Here is a 15,415-nt window from a genome sequence, read left to right on the forward strand (position 1 = left end):
AATAGCTTATGGATTTGAACTCACAAGAACAAAATATTGATATTAGAGCAATCCAAAAAGGGGATAGAAAAGTTTTTGCCACACTAATAGAAATCTATTATGAAGAAACGTTTTGGTATGCCAAAAGCCTATCACGGAATGATGCCTTGGCAAAAGATTTGACCCAAGAGGTTTTTTACAAATTATGGAGTAAAAGAAAAAAAATAAAGGATGAAGTGGTAATAAAGGGTTGGCTCTTTAGATCGGTGCGAAACAAGTTCTTAGATCATGTTAAAAAAAATCGCAGGCAGACACAATTGCTGGAAACCACCTTGGCCGATACATTAGATACCTTTATACAAAGACAGAATGATGAAGGAATGTCCAAAAAATTGGCCATCATAGAAAAGGAGATACAAAACCTTCCGAAAAAGTGCCATGAGGTATTCTTATTGAGTAAAAAAGAGGGCTTGACCAATAATGAAATAGCCGAACATTTGGGAATATCCCTCAAAACGGTCGAAGGTCATCTGACCAAGGCATTAAAGACCCTAAAGGAAAAAGTCATTGAAAAGATTCAGCTTCTGTTCATGATTTTTAAACACAGTTAACTTTTTTAAATTCAGGAAACAAGTACTCATTTGCTCCATCATTTAAATAGGCCAACTACCTTATTTTTCTTAATAAAAACCAACTCTTCAATTCCAAAATATATTAAAACACCATAAATCGGCGTTGAGTACTATAAAGCTGTTTTATGGAACGAAAAGAATTTTTACGGAGTTTAGGCGCAGGGGCAGCCGTTGCCCTTGCATTTCCCTGCTTGAACGGATGCTCGAAAGATGGCGCAGTGGGTGGCCTCCCGGTTCCTACAGGAATTGATTTTACCATCGATCTTGATTCACAGGAAGGTGCCCCTTTACAGAATAACGGTGGCTTTATCTTAAAGCAATTTGTGGTGGTGGCCAAAAATCTGGAGGGGCAATATGTGGCCGCTAGCCAAATCTGTAGCCATCAACAGACGGAGGAAGTTCGTTTCATTACCGAAGATGGGGGTATCTATCGCTGTGCGACCCACGGGGCAAGGTTCGACCAAACCGGAACGCCCCTGAACAGTATTACCAATAACCCGTTGAAAATATTCAATACCGAACTTAACGGCAATGTACTCAGGGTCTTTGAATAGGATATGATTGTACTGGAATGAAATTTGCTGCTATGTGCCTATACAAGTACACGTAAATTATGGTAAAGCATCCATTAGAGCAAAAAATAACCGAGAGTCGAAATCATGGAGGGCGGACTATTTATGCGGTATTATGTATTTTGTTCTTGGTCAACTTATCATTTTCACAATATGGCACAAAGAATCTGGAAATAGCGTATCGCACCATAACCAGAGGCTCTTATCAGCTTTTGGAGTTGAACGAAGACTTCATCATATTTACCAAAAAAAGTGCTGGGAAAACTGTTGATACGCTTAAAATGGATGGAAAAAAATGGAAAGCCATAGCAGAAACGGTAGAGACCCTTAAATTAAAGGAATTCCCATATTTGGTGGCTCCATCTGATAGGCGGAAACATGACGGTACGGCACATGCAAAACTCAAAGTTTATTTCAGGGGACAGCTATGCGAATCAACAGGTTTTGATGACGGGAACCCTCCCGAAACCATTAAGGAGTTGGTCGAATTGGTAGAGGAACTTAAACCTAACTAAATTGAACAGACCACATAGATTTCTAAAGGAGATAATGTCTTAAAATATGTTAAACAAAAAAAGAGTGTTAAAAATTTTGTAGTTTTGCAATGGTTTATGAAAGTATTTTGTTTCAAAATAGTATCCTTTTCAATGGCACTAATTGTGCTGTTTTCCACTTTTTCGTTCACAATGAACAGTCACTATTGTGGTGACTATCTTGTGGATTCGGCCTGGTTTGTAGAAGCCGAAACGTGTGGTATGTCGGTAGCCAAAGACCAACATTCACATGAGAACTCCTTTATGAAAGATGGTTGTTGTAATGATGTGACTTGGACCATTGATGGTCAGGACGACCTCAAAATTACCTTTGAGGATTTGACCCACGAGCAGCAATTGTTCGTTGTTTCATTTATCTATTCGTATATAAATCTTTTCGAGGGGCTCAAAACCAAAAATAATGCGTTTGGAGACTACTCGCCCCCTCCATTGATAAAGGATGTTCAGGTCCTTCATCAGACTTTCCTTATTTGATATTAAGTAATTGAATCTTTGAGCCCAGCGATGGTATCGCTTTGGGCTAAACCCTTTTTGTTGATTTTTTCAGCACATCTTTCAATTATTTAATCATCAATACCATGCTAAACAAAACAATTCGTTATTTTCTTGAAAACAGGTTGATAACATTTATGTTACTCCTTGCCTTTATATTTGGAGGAATCATAACTGCCCCATTTAACTGGGAACTTTCCTGGATGGACCGGAGCCCAGTACCTGTAGACGCCATTCCCGACATTGGGGAGAACCAGCAGATAGTCTTTACAGAATGGATGGGGCAATCACCACAGGATATAGAGGACCAGATCACCTATCCACTTACAACGGCCCTGCTTGGTATCCCTGGAGTAAAGACCATTCGCAGTAATTCCATTTTTGGTCTTTCAAGTATCTATATCATTTTCAACGATGATGTGGATTTTTATTGGAGTCGGACCAGGATTCTCGAAAAACTTAATTCGCTGCCACCCGGTACCGTTCCCAGTGAAGTAACCCCCGCCTTGGGGCCTGATGCCACGGCACTAGGCCAGGTATATTGGTACACTTTAGAGGGCAGAGACCCGAAAACCGGAAAACCCACAGGGGGTTGGGATCCACAAGAACTTAGGACCATTCAGGATTTTTATGTACGCTATTATCTGACGGCTTCGAGCGGTGTTTCCGAAGTCGCATCTATTGGTGGTTTTCTAAAAGAATATCAGGTGGAAATCGATCCCGATGCCATGAAGGCCAACAATGTCGATGTAGGGATGATCATGAATGCCGTTAAGAACAGTAACCTTGATATCGGCGCAAGGACTTTGGAGTTCAATAGGGCGGAATATCTTGTCAGGGGTTTGGGCTATATCAAAAACTTATCAGATTTGGAGGAGAGTGTGGTGACCGTTAGGGATAACGTTCCTATACGCATAAAGGATGTGGCCAAAATACAATTTGGCCCTGCAGGACGTAGGGGCGGTCTTGACAAAAGCGGTGTCGAGGCTGTAGGTGGTGTCGTTGTGGCCAGATATGGAGCCAATCCACAGGCTGTTATCCAAAACCTAAAGGATAAAATCCAAGAAGTTGCACCTGGTCTACCATCAAAGACGCTTGCAGACGGAACAGTTTCTAAAATAACTATTGTCCCCTTTTATGACCGATCAGGTCTGATACAAGAAACTTTAGGAACCCTGGAGCAGGCCCTATCACATGAAATATTGATTAGCATTTTGGTTGTAATCGTATTGGTGTTGAACTTGAGGGCATCGGTATTGATTTCAAGTATATTGCCCGTTGGCGTATTGATGACATTTATACTGATGAAATATTTTAATGTCGATGCGAATATTGTGGCATTATCCGGTATAGCTATCGCAATAGGGGTAATGATCGATGTTGGGATAGTTTTTACGGAAAACATTGTTAGGCATTTAGAAATGCCCGAAAACCATGGGGCAAGGGGCAAAAAATTGGTTCAGATTATATATGAGGCCACAGTCGAGGTTGCCTCTGCCGTAATTACAGCTCTTGCCACTACGGTTGTAAGCTTTCTGCCGGTATTTGCAATGCAAGCTGCGGAAGGAAAATTGTTCAGGCCCCTGGCATGGACCAAAACATTCGCTTTGATTTCGGCCCTGTTCATAGGAATTATGTTCATTCCTGCCCTTGCAAAAGTTATGTTTTCCATTAGAATCGATACAAAGAGAACAAGTCGAATATTTAATGCTATTTTAATCGGTTTCGGATTGGTTTTCCTTATTGGATATGGAAGCTTCATTTCACTGGCCTTAATAGCCATTGGCATAAATAATTTACTCACTCAGGTACCAAACTGGAGCGGACTTAACGGGAAGATAAGATTGCCCTATTCTGAAAAACTGGCCAATTATATCAATATAGTCATAGCCATTATGGTTTTGGTTTATTTATTGACCATTGAATGGATGCCTTTGGGAGTTTCTAACTCAACATTTGTCAATTTCATCTTCGTTATGGTTATTATTGGCTTGGTTCTTGGCGCATTAATGGGAATAGTGCATTATTATAAAAGAATCTTAATCTGGTGTTTGAACAATAAATGGAAGTTTTTGTTTATCCCAATCTTTGTTGTTTTTCTTGGGATGAGTATATGGCTGGGGTTTGGAAAAATCCTTGGCTTTATGCCTGAATTTGCCAAGGATAACGTAGTTTGGAATAAATTGGACAAAACCTTCCCAGGACTGGGCAAAGAATTTATGCCAGCATTGGATGAGGGTTCTTTCCTGTTAATGCCAACGACAATGCCACACTCCAGTATTACTGAAAACATGGAGGTCATTGCAACAGTTGACAAGCATTTGAACTCTATACCGGAAATAGCATCCGCTGTGGGTAAATGGGGTCGTGTCAATTCGGCCTTGGATCCTGCACCTACCTCCATGTACGAGAACACCATTAATTATCTGCCCGAATACGTTTTGGACGAAGATGGCCATCGAATGCGCTTTAAGGTAAACGATGATGACGCTTTCGTTTTGAAAGATGGTTCCACCTATAAATACGGTGAAGATGATTTCAGAAGAATTGGTGTTGAACAACTCATTGAGGACGAGGATGGTGAAAATTTCAGACAATGGCGGGAGCATATTAAGAAGCCAGATGATATATGGAATGAAATCGTTAAGCATTCCAAATTCCCTGGGCTTACGTCGGCACCTAAGCTTCAGCCCATTCAAACGCGTTTGATCATGCTTTCGACGGGTATGCGAGCACCTATGGGGATAAAGGTCTTTGGCCCCACACTTGAGGTTATTGAGAAAGTTGGTTTTGAGCTTGAAAAAATCCTGCAAGAAGTTCCTAGTGTGAACCCAGCTACTGTCTTTGCCGATAGGGTGGTGGGAAAACCATACTTGGAAATCCGACTTAACAGACGGGCCATGTCACGATATGGATTGACCATCAAAGATATGCAAATGCAACTATCCGTTGCAGTCGGGGGCAGGCAATTGTCCACTACCGTAGAAGGCAGGGAACGGTTTCCCGTTCGGGTTCGGTATGCAAGGGAGTTCAGGGACAACCCTGATGACCTAAAGAAAATCTTGATTCCAACACCTGCAGGTGTTCAAGTTGAATTGGGGGAACTGGCCGATATAGAATATGTACGAGGACCACAGGTCATTAAAAGTGAGGACACGTTTTTAACAGGCTATGTCATATTCGATATGAAGGAGGGTTATGCAGAAACCAACGTTGTAGAAGATGCCCAAGCCTTGATCGAAGCCAAAATGGAAAGCGGAGAATTTCAATTACCCGCAGGGGTAACCTTTCGCTTTACGGGAAATTATGAAAATCAGATCAGGGCCTCAAAACGGTTAATGATCGTAGTGCCCATTTCTTTGATAGTCATCTTATTGATATTGTATTTCCAGTTTAAATCAATGACCCCATCGTTAATGGTATTCTCAGGAATATTTGTGGCTTTTGCTGGTGGTTTCATTATGATTTGGCTCTACGGTCAGGATTGGTTCTTAAACTTTAGCGTTGCTGGAATGGATATGCGAAACCTGTTTCAACTGCATACTATAAATCTTAGTGTTGCTGTCTGGGTCGGTTTTATAGCACTTTTTGGAATCGCTACCGATGACGGAGTGATTATGGGCACATATCTTATGCAAACGTTCGAAAAGGAAAAGCCGAAGACGATAGATGAAATAAGAACTTCCGTTTTGCATGCGGGCTCCAAAAGGGTTCGTCCCGCAATGATGACGGCGGCCACGGCAATTATCGCCCTAATCCCTGTACTTGCAGCTACCGGTAAAGGTTCAGATGTGGTTGTCCCAATGGCCATTCCCACCTTCGGCGGAATGCTATTGCAGGTAATGACCATGTTCGTTGTACCGGTATTATACAGTATGTGGAAAGAGAAAAATTTAAAAAAACAATTAAAAGAAAGCAATGCTTAGATTTACAAAGATAGTTTCAAAAAGGGATGCCATTTTTTTTATGCTATTTCTTTTAACGATAGGCCCCTCCCTTTTTGGTCAATCCGACCTAGAAGGATACCTGAAGTTTGCGGCCGAGAACAATCCAGGACTTAGAGCAAAGTTCAACGACTATCTGGCGGCAATGGAAAAGGTGCCACAAGTAGGTGCTCTGCCCGATCCTACGGTCGCGTTTGGATATTTTATACAACCGGTCGAAACTAGGGTGGGACCCCAAGAATGGCGCTTCAACTTGGCGCAAAGTTTTCCATGGTTCGGCCTTTTGGGCGCCAAGGAAGATGTGGCCACTGAATTGGCCAATGCCAAATATGAGGATTTTGAAAACACAAAAGCCAATTTGTTCTTTGAAGTGAAGACGGCTTATTACAACTATTACTTTATCGAAAAAGCCATCGAGATTACAGAGGAGAACATGGAAATCCTCAATATCTTCAAAAGATTGTCCTTGGTCAAAATCGAGGCCGGAAACGCCTCAGTTGTGGATGAGCTCAGGGTAGAGTTGGAACTGAACGATCTTGAAAACCAATTGGCGCTATTTAGGGATACTAAATACGTTTTACAGGTAAAATTCAACAACTTGTTGAATACCGATGAGCAGGCTCCAATTACCGTTCCGGCTACCTTATGGCAAGACGAACTACCTGAGGGACAGTTGAATATTCTTGATGAGATTTATGCCTCCAACCATCAATTGAAGGCAATCGAGCACCGGCTGAACGCCTTTGTAAACCAAGAGGAGGTGGCCACAAAGGAAGGGCTTCCTAAATTCAATATAGGATTGAGTTACACTATCGTTGGTGAAAATGACATGTCAACAGCGGTCGATAACGGAAATGATGCCTTTGTTTTTCCTTCCGTCGGCATATCTATTCCCCTATACCGCAAAAAGTATAAGGCCATGGTCAAGGAGGCTGAATATTTGCAGGAGGGCGAGATATTAAGAAGGGAAGACAAGAAAAACGATCTTACAACCATTTACGAAAACACCTCAAAAGACTTCAATGATGGCGATAGAAGGATCGCACTGAACAAAAAGCAGTCCGAAATTGCAAAAAAGGTATTGGATATACTTATTACTTCCTATTCCACGGATGCCAAAGATTTTGAAGAGGTTCTTCGAATAGAAAGGCAATTGTTGAAATACGAGTTGTCCTATCAAAGAGCATTGGCCGATAAAAATGCCGCAGTGGCATTCATATACTATTTACTAGGAAATTAAATTTTTAAAAAAACAAGACATGAAAAATTTTCAGAAATACAGAAACTATTTGATCGCTGCCGGTATTCTAATCGTTGGTATACTAATAGGAAACCTCTTTTCTGGTGGAGATTCAGAAACTACACACAAAGATGGTGAGCATGAATATGTTCAAGACCCTGAGACCCAGTTGTGGACTTGCTCAATGCATCCCCAGATTAAAATGGAGAAGCCTGGAAACTGTCCTATTTGCGGTATGGAATTGATTCCGTTGGAGGAATCTTCGAGTTCTTCGGAGAGCATTGCTTCCAATGAAATAGTGATGACAGAGGAAGCCATCCAATTGGCCAACATACAGACAACCGTTGTGAAAGAATCCAACGCGGCCAAAGAGATTCGCCTATTGGGTCGTGTGAAACCGGACGAGAGACGTTTATTTTCGCAGGTATCACATATACCGGGGAGGATAGAGCGCTTGTATGTCAACTTTACAGGAGAAAAAGTATATGCGGGGCAAAAGATAGTCCGTATTTATTCTCCCGAATTGATTTCCGCACAAAAAGAGCTTTTCGAGACCATTAAATCGAAAGATGTGTATCCACAGCTGTACACGGCTTCAAGAAATAAACTGAAGCTTTGGAAGCTATCGGACAAACAAATAGATGCTATTGAGAAATCAGGAGATGTTCAGGAACAGATAGATATTTTGTCCGACCATTCAGGTTATGTAATGAAAAGAAATGTAGAGTTAGGTGATTACATTATGGAAGGACAAACATTATTTGAAATTGCAAATTTGAGTACAGTTTGGGTCATGTTCGAGGCTTATGAATCCGATATTGCTTGGATCGATATCAATGACAAGGTGACCTTCACGATTCAGGCGCTCCCCGGAAAGACCTTTGCCGGAAAAGTCACCTATGTAGACCCTTTTGTTTCTTCCAGTACCCGGGTCGCTAAAGTCAGGGTAGAAGTCAAAAACCCCAACAACAAACTTTTGCCTGAAATGTATGCCAATGGCCTTATAGAGGCAGAGATGTCAAATGTCGATGATGCGATAATCATACCAAAATCATCCGTGCTATGGACAGGCAAACGGGCCGTGGTATACGTCAAGGTTCCCCATGAAAAAACTATCTCGTTCGTTTACAAGGAAATTGAACTGGGAGCGGACATGGGTGATTATTACATCGTTGAATCAGGATTGGAAGCGGGTGAAGTTGTGGCGACTAACGGTGTGTTCAGAATCGATGCCTCGGCTCAGTTGGTAGGCCAAAAAAGCATGATGAATCCCGAAGGTGGGGTAGTGATGACCGGACATAATCATGGCGGTATGGATATGGGGGAAAAGGAGCAAATGGAAGGTGAAATGAAGTCTAAAGAATCAAAGGACCATTCTGAAATGCTCGATGACACAGACCACAGCCGTATGGAAAAAAGGCTGGAAGTATCCAAAATCTTTAAGGAGCAGCTTGAAGAAGTCTTTGGCAACTATCTAAATGTTAAAGACGCCTTGGTAAAAGATGATGCCAACACAGCCAAAAAACACGCTGATGAGTTATTGGTTTCTATGGAAAAGGTTGATATGAAGCTTTTGACCGACCATGAGGCGCACAACCATTGGATGACCATTTCAAAGGAAATCAAGTCATCATCATCATCAATTACCAAAACATCTGATATTGAAAAGCAAAGGGGTCACTTTAAGCATCTATCGGCCCATTTGTCAAAGGGTGTACGTCTTTTTGGAGTAAACAAAGAGGTGTTCGAACAATTCTGTCCCATGGCAGATAATAACCAAGGGGCCTATTGGCTCAGTCTGGAAGAAACGATAAAAAATCCCTACATGGGGAGTAAGATGCTCACCTGTGGTACAACGGAATCGACATTAAAAAAATAAATTTTTAAAATAATCCAAAAATTATGACAAAGCATATAATTATTACTGCATTCGCTATCATTACTCTAATGGGCTGTAATACCGAAGCGAAGAGAACAAAGATTTCTGAGACCCCAAGTCCGACAACGGCCCAGAATAAGGTGGAAGAGGCACAACCTAAGAAGGAGATGACCCAAAATTATCAGGTAGGTTCCCAGGTGCCCACTGAACTAGTCTGTATGGTAAACGATGCCTATATGGGAAAAATACAGATGCCTGTACCCGTCAACGGGAAGACCTATTATGGTTGTTGCCAGATGTGTGTTAAGACGTTGAATGAACATGATGAAGCTAGAACAGCGCTTGACCCGTTTAGCAAACAACGGGTAGATAAAACCGAGGCATTTATTGTTCTAATGGGCATGGATGGTAAGGTGGCCTACTTTGAATCAGAGGAGAATTTTTTAAAGTTTAAAGAAGTTGGCCGAATGAACCATTAAGAGAAGTCTCCATAGCAAAATTGAAATTTTTTCTATTACCATCTTACAGAAAAATGGATAAAAATGATTGGAAAAGAACACAAAACATGAAATAATGGACATATACTGGTTGGCTTTGGGTTTTGGTATCCTGGTGTTGATGATATCGTTGGTCGTGGGCAGGTTCAAAGGATGGTTGGACCGTTCAGAGCGATGAAAAGCTTTGATTGAAAAGATGGGGCGTTCAAACCCTATGTTTTATTACGAACAGAGAAAGTAAATGAGACAACTTCAATATCAATCAAGCCAATAGAGATACAAACGAAGAGGTATTATGAATTTGAAAAATGAAATGAAAAATATGTTAAGGAAAATTACAATGTTAATGGGGCTCCTCATTTCAAGTTCGGGAATTATTGCCCAAGTAGGCACAAACGGTTCGGATAGGAAGGAAGAAGGACGGCCTATTAAGGAATATAATCTCACTATAGAAGAGAATAAAATGACACTTGGTGGTATAAGTGCAAAAGCAATGTCCATCAACGGTAGTATTCCAGGACCTGTACTAGAATTTGATGAGGGAGACCTTGCCATAATCAACGTAACCAATAAAATGGATGAAGAAACCTCAGTGCATTGGCACGGTTTGATACTTCCCAATTTTTACGATGGTGTACCCTATTTAACCACACCGCCCATTGAACCAGGAACAACCTTTCAATACAGAATCCCAATCAACCAATCGGGCACGTATTGGTACCATTCCCATACAATGTTACAAGAGCAAAAGGGTGTTTATGGGTCTATTATCATTCACCCAAAAGAAAAAACCTTTGAATACGATAAAGATTTGGTGGTGGTTTTATCCGATTGGACCGATGAAAAACCAATGAATGTATTGAGAAACCTTAAAAGAGGTAATGAGTGGTATCAAGTTAAAAAAGGTACTGCGGTTCCTCTTAGCAGGGTCATTTCAGAAGGAGCTCTTGGTGCCCAGCTTAAATTTTGGAGAGACCGTATGGAAGGTGCTGACATTGCAGACATTTATTACCCCGCATTTTTGTCCAACGGTAAAAAATTGGCGGGGTATCCAGAATTCAAGCCAGGTGAAAAAGTACGGCTTCGCTTCATCAACGCATCGGCCTCTACCTATTATTGGTTGGATTTTGGTGGCGGAAACCCTATGGTGGTATCTAGTGATGGCATTGATGTACAACCAGTGTCCAAAAGCCGATTTCTATTTGGTATAGCCGAAACGTATGATGTTATTGTCACAATCCCCGAAGGCACCTTAGAAGTTACTGCAACGGCTCAAGATGGTTCTGGTCATACCTCTATACAATTAGGTAATGGCACCCTCTATCCAGCCAAAAGAATTGGCAGGCCTGATAAAGTAGAGATGATGAAGGATATGGCCAAAATGGATATGAAAATGGGAGCCCCTGCAATGGTGGGCAACAAAAAAAAGAAAACACCGGAAGTCTTGATGCAGAAGTACGGGATGAATATGGATATGAAGGATGGCAAAATGGGTAATCAAATGGATATGAAGGCAAACGACCATATGGGTCACGATATGTCTATGATGCAAAAGGACACCGTGTCTTTCGATTACAGCACACGTAAAACCTATTTCAACTATGATTTTTTGAAGGCAACCGAAAATACCACATTCAAGGCCGACTTACCCGTAAATGACATTCTGTTGAACCTGACCGGAAATATGCAACGCTATGTATGGAGTATGAATGGCGTACCACTTTCAGAAACCGATAAAATAAAAATTAAAAGTGGCGAAGTAACCCGAATAACACTTAACAACCTAACGATGATGCACCACCCAATGCATTTGCACGGTCATTATTTTAGGGTCGTTAACGAAAATGGTGAACGTTCGCCATTGAAGCATACCGTTAATGTGCCACCAATGCAGAAAGTTGTCATAGAGTTCTACAACGAAGAGTACGGTGATTGGTTCTTTCATTGTCACGTCCTATATCATATGATGGGAGGTATGGCAAGGGTTTTTAGTTATGATACCCCAAGGGATGAAAGAATGGAAGATTTTCCTGTTCAAAAACTCATTGATGAAACAGACCATTATTATTCCTGGGGATTGTTGCGTGCAGGTTCAAACTTTAATGAACTCTTTTTAACCTCTAGCAATATCCGTAACGAATTTGGATTGAGAGCAGAATTCGATTATGACAAAAATCTTGAAGCTGAAGTAAATTACAATAGGTATCTCAATGATTGGGTGCGTCTCTATGTGGGTGTTAATACCGAAACCGAAATACCAAATTCCTTCGATGAGTTCAATACAGTTGGTCTTATTGGTGTAAAATACTTTACGCCTTATAGGTTCAATGTAGATGTGAGCATGGATAACCAGCTACGCCCAAGAATACGCTTGGACAGAGAACTATTGATTTTTCCAAGAATTTTTCTGGAAGGCGAATACGAATATAGAGCAGACTTTGGATGGGTTAATGATTTAGGAGATAGCTCTTATGAAAGTGAAACACAATGGTTGGTAGGTCTTTCGTATATCCTCTCTAGAAATTTTTCAATACAGGGTAACTATAACAACCGATATGGTTGGGGTGGCGGTCTATTAGTACGATTTTAAATATGGCAGAGTATAAAAAAAATAGTCTCAGTTTAACAGGTGCTGTATCGTTAGGTACAGGTGTGATGATTGGTGCAGGGATATTTGCATTATTAGGTCAGGTAGCTGAATTATCTGGACAATGGTTTCCCTATGCATTTTTGATAGGCGCCATTATTTCAGGTTTCAGTGCCTATACCTACGTTAAAATGTCCAACGCCTATCCCTCTGCCGGAGGAATCGCTATGTATTTAAAAAAGATATATGGTAAAAGCGCGCTGACTGCTTCAGGGGCTTTATTAATGGCGCTGTCTATGGTCATTAACGAAAGTTTGGTAGCCCGAACTTTTGGTTCATACACATTACAGTTATTTGATATAGGAGAAAATAGTATATGGGTGCCCATTTTAGGGGTAGTACTGTTGGTTGTTGCCTTTCTTATCAATATATCTGGTAACAATATTATTGGAAAGTCTTCTTTAGTTATGGCTATCCTCAAAATTGGGGGTATAGCCATTTTTGCCATAGGTGGGCTTTGGGCAGCAGGATTTTCATTCTCAGAAGTAGTTCCATCAGAGAGTCTAACTGAATATCCTGTAACCAACTATCTAGGTGCTCTGGCGTTATCAATTTTAGCTTACAAAGGTTTTACGACAATCACCAATAGTGGTGGTGAAATTGTCAATCCAAATAAAAATGTTGGTCGAGCCATCATCATATCATTGCTTATCTGTACGGTCGTATATATGTTAGTGGCCTTTGCAGTCTCATCAAACCTTTCTATTGATGAAATTATAAAAGCTAAGGACTATTCATTAGCGGAAGCATCTAGACCTGCTTTCGGAAAATATGGACTCTGGTTTACAGTTGGTATTGCTATCGTATCGACAATATCAGGGGTTATTGCCAGCATTTTTGCAGTATCAAGAATGACTGCAATGCTGACCGAAAAGGAATTGATTCCCCATGAACATTTTGGAATGCCGGGCAGGCTTCAAAAGCACATGCTGGTCTATACAGTGGTTCTGGCTATAACCTTGACCGTTCTATTTGATCTTACGAGAATTGCCTCATTGGGTGCCATATTTTATTTGATTATGGATATAGGAATCCATTGGGGGGTGTTTAAAAACCTTCGTAAGGATGTGAAGGCCAATCCTGCCGTTTTGATTACTGCAATTTTTCTCGACGCAGTCGTTCTTGGAGCTTTTTTATGGATAAAAGCGAGTAGTGACATTTTAGTAGTAGTTGTTGCAGCAATATTGATGGTACTAATTTATTTCGGTGAGAAGTGGTTTTTGAAACGGAATAAAAACAACGGGAAAGAGAATAAAAATATATAAGAATGATGTATGAACCTTTAAAAATGAGAATGATGAAAACAACAGTAAAAATTTTGATGTCAATTGTATTGATAGGAACAATGGTAGGTTGCAAATCAACCTTTAACGCTGCCGAGACCATGCAGGTCGAGGAGAATAAGAATGCCATTTACCAAGAGATTATTTCAAACCCGGTCCAGTTTACCAATTTCCTTAGTGAGGCTAGAAAAAACGAAGAAGCCAAGAAAATACTCATGAAGTCCCATATGGAGCAGATGGAATCTGGAAATATGAAAGCGATGATGGACAAAAACCCCGAAATGAAGGAAAAAATGCAGTCCCATATGCAGAAGATGATGGAAAAGAACCCTGAAATGAAGGAAAAGATGCAGTCCAAAATGCTCGATAGGATGATGGAAAGTGAAAAGGGCCGTAAGATGCTGATGGAAAAAATGCATAATAATGAAATGATGAAAAAAGACATGAAAGAAAGAATGAAAAATATGATGGATGAGAATCCTGATATGATGGAAGAAATGATGCAGAAAATGATGGAAAAAAATCCAGGGATGATGAAAAAGATGAAAGAAAAAATGAAAAATAAAGGAGAGTAAGCTCCCGAATGCCGTGCGGGATTGAAAACAGAAAATAACAATAAAATATTGCAATTATGATGATGTGGTGGTGGATATTGATACCGGTCGTTTTGATATTGGCCGTTTTTATGTACAACGGACTAAATAGAAGACGCTACAGGAATACTGAAAATCCCATGGATATCCTCGATAACCGTTTTGCCAAAGGCGAAATATCCAAAGAAGAGTATGAGGAACAAAAGAAAACGTTGAACACTAAAAATTGAGATGATGAATTATTATTTCAGCAAAACCCTAAACGAAGACTTTGAAAGCGTCATCGATAAGGTAACGGAAGAATTGAAGAAAGAAGGTTTTGGCATCTTGACCGAAATTGATGTCAAAGAAACCTTGAAGAAGAAACTGGACGTGGATTTTAAAAAATACAGAATACTAGGTGCCTGCAATCCCCCCTATGCGCACAAGGCGTTGGAGGCAGAAGATAAGATAGGTACCATGCTGCCCTGCAATGTCATTGTGCAACAAATTGACGATAATAACGTAGAAGTGGCAGCAATAAATCCGATAGCTTCAATGCAAGCAGTTGAAAATGAAGAACTGAATGAGGTAGCCCAAGAAATAAAGTCCAAGTTGGAGGAAATAGTGGATCGTCTTTAAAAAATACTTATGGCTAAAAACGAAGAGCACAAAAAAAAGACTGCCCAACAAAATTATCGTGAAAGTATGAATACGAGCTATTGTGTCACGCGAAGATACAATCTGACATTTGAGGAAGCAATTGATAATGTAAAGAATCAGCTCAAGAAATCAGGTCTCGATATCGTATCGGAATTTGATGTCAAGGAATATTTGGGGTCAATAATGAAAGATATGCCCAATCACTTTATTCTATTGGTCTGTGACCGAAATACTGCATCTGAGCTGATTGCTAATGATATTCAAATGGGCATTCTGTTTCCCTGTAACGTGACCATAAAAGAAGTAGAAGATAAATCAGTGGTAGAGGTTTCGATGGAGGACACCTCCGTTACCTGGTCATCTTCCCTCAAGAAAGATGTTGAAGAAATAGCGAAGAAAACGAAGGAAAATCTGGAAAAGGTCCTCAGCAATATCGGACCGACCAATGTCAAACTATAATA

The 15,415-nt window shown here is 40.5% G+C and carries 14 protein-coding genes; all 14 read left to right on the forward strand.

What is annotated here, in order from left to right; all coding sequences use genetic code 11:
* Positions 1 to 8 precede the first annotated feature (8 nt).
* On the forward strand, positions 9 to 590 hold the full coding sequence (locus J0654_RS03430) for an RNA polymerase sigma factor (RefSeq protein WP_207026306.1): 582 nt from the start codon (positions 9 to 11) through the stop codon (positions 588 to 590).
* A gap of 146 nt (positions 591 to 736) precedes the next feature.
* The gene (locus tag J0654_RS03435) at positions 737 to 1,165 is read left to right on the forward strand and encodes a QcrA and Rieske domain-containing protein (protein ID WP_207026307.1); all 429 of its coding nucleotides are present in this window, start codon (positions 737 to 739) and stop codon (positions 1,163 to 1,165) included.
* 59 nt (positions 1,166 to 1,224) lie between these two features.
* A complete protein-coding gene (locus tag J0654_RS03440) occupies positions 1,225 to 1,698 on the forward strand; it encodes a hypothetical protein (RefSeq protein WP_207026308.1) in 474 nt (157 codons plus the stop codon).
* 96 nt (positions 1,699 to 1,794) lie between these two features.
* The gene (locus J0654_RS03445) at positions 1,795 to 2,211 is read left to right on the forward strand and encodes an HYC_CC_PP family protein (RefSeq protein WP_207026309.1); all 417 of its coding nucleotides are present in this window, start codon (positions 1,795 to 1,797) and stop codon (positions 2,209 to 2,211) included.
* Between the two features lie 104 nt (positions 2,212 to 2,315).
* Positions 2,316 to 6,155, forward strand: a complete 3,840-nt coding sequence (locus J0654_RS03450; RefSeq protein WP_207026310.1) for an efflux RND transporter permease subunit — start codon at positions 2,316 to 2,318, stop codon at positions 6,153 to 6,155.
* Positions 6,148 to 7,413 carry a TolC family protein gene (locus tag J0654_RS03455; protein WP_207026311.1) on the forward strand — a complete coding sequence of 422 codons (1,266 nt, stop codon included), beginning with the start codon at positions 6,148 to 6,150 and terminating at the stop codon, positions 7,411 to 7,413. Before J0654_RS03450 ends, J0654_RS03455 begins: the two co-directional genes overlap by 8 nt.
* Positions 7,414 to 7,432: 19 nt before the next feature.
* A complete protein-coding gene (locus J0654_RS03460; RefSeq protein ID WP_207026312.1) occupies positions 7,433 to 9,292 on the forward strand; it encodes an efflux RND transporter periplasmic adaptor subunit in 1,860 nt (619 codons plus the stop codon).
* Between the two features lie 23 nt (positions 9,293 to 9,315).
* Complete coding sequence (locus J0654_RS03465) at positions 9,316 to 9,771, forward strand: hypothetical protein (RefSeq protein WP_207026313.1); 456 nt, start codon at positions 9,316 to 9,318, stop codon at positions 9,769 to 9,771.
* Positions 9,772 to 10,135: 364 nt separating this feature from the next.
* On the forward strand, positions 10,136 to 12,379 hold the full coding sequence (locus J0654_RS03470; RefSeq protein ID WP_417948535.1) for a multicopper oxidase domain-containing protein: 2,244 nt from the start codon (positions 10,136 to 10,138) through the stop codon (positions 12,377 to 12,379).
* A gap of 2 nt (positions 12,380 to 12,381) precedes the next feature.
* Positions 12,382 to 13,701, forward strand: coding sequence for an APC family permease (locus tag J0654_RS03475; protein WP_207026314.1), 1,320 nt, complete (start codon positions 12,382 to 12,384; stop codon positions 13,699 to 13,701).
* 32 nt (positions 13,702 to 13,733) lie between these two features.
* Positions 13,734 to 14,294, forward strand: coding sequence for a hypothetical protein (locus J0654_RS03480; protein ID WP_237685879.1), 561 nt, complete (start codon positions 13,734 to 13,736; stop codon positions 14,292 to 14,294).
* Positions 14,295 to 14,350: 56 nt separating this feature from the next.
* The gene (locus tag J0654_RS03485; RefSeq protein WP_207026315.1) at positions 14,351 to 14,542 is read left to right on the forward strand and encodes an SHOCT domain-containing protein; all 192 of its coding nucleotides are present in this window, start codon (positions 14,351 to 14,353) and stop codon (positions 14,540 to 14,542) included.
* 4 nt (positions 14,543 to 14,546) lie between these two features.
* Positions 14,547 to 14,933, forward strand: a complete 387-nt coding sequence (locus tag J0654_RS03490; protein ID WP_207026316.1) for a DUF302 domain-containing protein — start codon at positions 14,547 to 14,549, stop codon at positions 14,931 to 14,933.
* 9 nt (positions 14,934 to 14,942) lie between these two features.
* Positions 14,943 to 15,413 (forward strand): DUF302 domain-containing protein, encoded by a 471-nt coding sequence (locus J0654_RS03495; RefSeq protein WP_207026317.1) that lies wholly within the window; start codon positions 14,943 to 14,945, stop codon positions 15,411 to 15,413.
* Positions 15,414 to 15,415 lie beyond the last annotated feature (2 nt).

Origin of the sequence: Flagellimonas profundi (genome assembly GCF_017313275.1) — a bacterium.
Lineage (GTDB): Bacteria > Bacteroidota > Bacteroidia > Flavobacteriales > Flavobacteriaceae > Flagellimonas > Flagellimonas profundi.

Bases quoted from the DNA above. Each gene is read 5' to 3' on its own strand.
- J0654_RS03480 (WP_237685879.1), top strand. From the start codon at position 13,734: ATGAAAACAACAGTAAAAATTTTGATGTCAATTGTATTGATAGGAACA.
- J0654_RS03495 (WP_207026317.1), top strand. From the start codon at position 14,943: ATGGCTAAAAACGAAGAGCACAAAAAAAAGACTGCCCAACAAAATTAT.
- J0654_RS03475 (WP_207026314.1), top strand. From the start codon at position 12,382: ATGGCAGAGTATAAAAAAAATAGTCTCAGTTTAACAGGTGCTGTATCG.
- J0654_RS03450 (WP_207026310.1), top strand. From the start codon at position 2,316: ATGCTAAACAAAACAATTCGTTATTTTCTTGAAAACAGGTTGATAACA.
- J0654_RS03470 (WP_417948535.1), top strand. From the start codon at position 10,136: ATGGGGCTCCTCATTTCAAGTTCGGGAATTATTGCCCAAGTAGGCACA.
- J0654_RS03490 (WP_207026316.1), top strand. From the start codon at position 14,547: ATGAATTATTATTTCAGCAAAACCCTAAACGAAGACTTTGAAAGCGTC.
- J0654_RS03485 (WP_207026315.1), top strand. From the start codon at position 14,351: ATGATGATGTGGTGGTGGATATTGATACCGGTCGTTTTGATATTGGCC.
- J0654_RS03430 (WP_207026306.1), top strand. From the start codon at position 9: ATGGATTTGAACTCACAAGAACAAAATATTGATATTAGAGCAATCCAA.
- J0654_RS03445 (WP_207026309.1), top strand. From the start codon at position 1,795: ATGAAAGTATTTTGTTTCAAAATAGTATCCTTTTCAATGGCACTAATT.
- J0654_RS03455 (WP_207026311.1), top strand. From the start codon at position 6,148: ATGCTTAGATTTACAAAGATAGTTTCAAAAAGGGATGCCATTTTTTTT.
- J0654_RS03465 (WP_207026313.1), top strand. From the start codon at position 9,316: ATGACAAAGCATATAATTATTACTGCATTCGCTATCATTACTCTAATG.
- J0654_RS03460 (WP_207026312.1), top strand. From the start codon at position 7,433: ATGAAAAATTTTCAGAAATACAGAAACTATTTGATCGCTGCCGGTATT.
- J0654_RS03435 (WP_207026307.1), top strand. From the start codon at position 737: ATGGAACGAAAAGAATTTTTACGGAGTTTAGGCGCAGGGGCAGCCGTT.
- J0654_RS03440 (WP_207026308.1), top strand. From the start codon at position 1,225: ATGGTAAAGCATCCATTAGAGCAAAAAATAACCGAGAGTCGAAATCAT.